Source organism: Curtobacterium sp. B8 (assembly GCF_000333315.1).
Lineage (GTDB): Bacteria > Actinomycetota > Actinomycetes > Actinomycetales > Microbacteriaceae > Curtobacterium > Curtobacterium luteum.
In genome coordinates this window covers 1-986 of sequence record NZ_BACW01000414.1, presented here as the reverse complement: position 1 = coordinate 986, position 986 = coordinate 1, and the positions used below count along the sequence as shown (strand labels likewise).

1 protein-coding gene and 1 pseudogene are annotated in these 986 nt (G+C 69.4%); both read left to right on the top strand.

Annotated elements, in window-relative coordinates; genetic code table 11:
- Position 1 precedes the first annotated feature (1 nt).
- A pseudogene (gene rpsF, locus I59_RS19755) lies at positions 2-372 on the top strand (30S ribosomal protein S6).
- A 3-nt stretch (positions 373-375) separates the two neighbouring features.
- Positions 376-942: a single-stranded DNA-binding protein gene (locus tag I59_RS10725; RefSeq protein WP_022903873.1), complete on the top strand. Its 567-nt coding sequence runs from the start codon at positions 376-378 to the stop codon at positions 940-942.
- Positions 943-986: the final 44 nt, after the last annotated feature.

Below are 986 nucleotides of genomic sequence, written 5' to 3'. Positions count from 1 at the left end.
CATGCACCAGTACGAACTGATGGCGATCCTCGACCCCGAGATCGACGAGCGCACCGTCGCTCCCAGCCTGGACAGTTCCTGGCCGTGATCCGCAACGACGGTGGGACCGTCGACAACGTGGACGTCTGGGGCCGTCGTCGTCTCGCCTACGAGATCGCGAAGAAGTCCGAGGGCATCTACGCCGTCGTGGACTTCACGTCCTCCCCCGAAGCCGCCAAGGAGCTCGACCGCCAGCTCGGTCTCTCCGAGGCCGTCCTCCGCACCAAGGTCCTCCGCGCCGAGGAGGCGATCGCCCAGGTCGCCGCCCAGAAGCAGCGCGACGAGGCCCGTGCGGCCCGCAAGGCCGCGAACGCGACCGCGAGCGCCGAGTAAGTCATGGCCGGCGAAACCGTCATCACGGTGGTGGGCAACCTCACCGCGGACCCGGAGCTGCGCTACACGCAGAACGGTCTCGCGGTGGCGAACTTCACCATCGCCTCCACCCCTCGCACGTTCGACCGTCAGGCGAACGAGTGGAAGGACGGCGACGCGCTGTTCCTCCGTGCGAGCGTGTGGCGCGAGTTCGCCGAGCACGTGGCGGGCTCGCTGACGAAGGGCTCGCGCGTCATCGCGCAGGGCCGTCTGCGTCAGCGCTCCTACCAGGACCGTGAGGGCCAGCAGCGCACGAGCATCGAGCTCGAGGTCGATGAGATCGGCCCCTCGCTCCGCTACGCGACCGCGCAGGTCACCCGTGCAGCGGGTGGCTCGGGCGGCGGTCGTGGCCAGGTCGGCGGCGGCAACGCGTCCGGCGGCAACGGCGGCGGCAGCTGGAACAACAACGGCGGCGGTCAGTCGGACGCGCCCTGGTCCCCCCAGGGTGGCCAGCAGGGTGGCGGCAACGCACAGTCGAACGACGTGTGGAGCACCCCCGGCGGCTCGTACGACGACGAGACCCCGTTCTGATCCCCAGCGGTCTGACGGACACACAACTTCTCACCTCAAGAAAA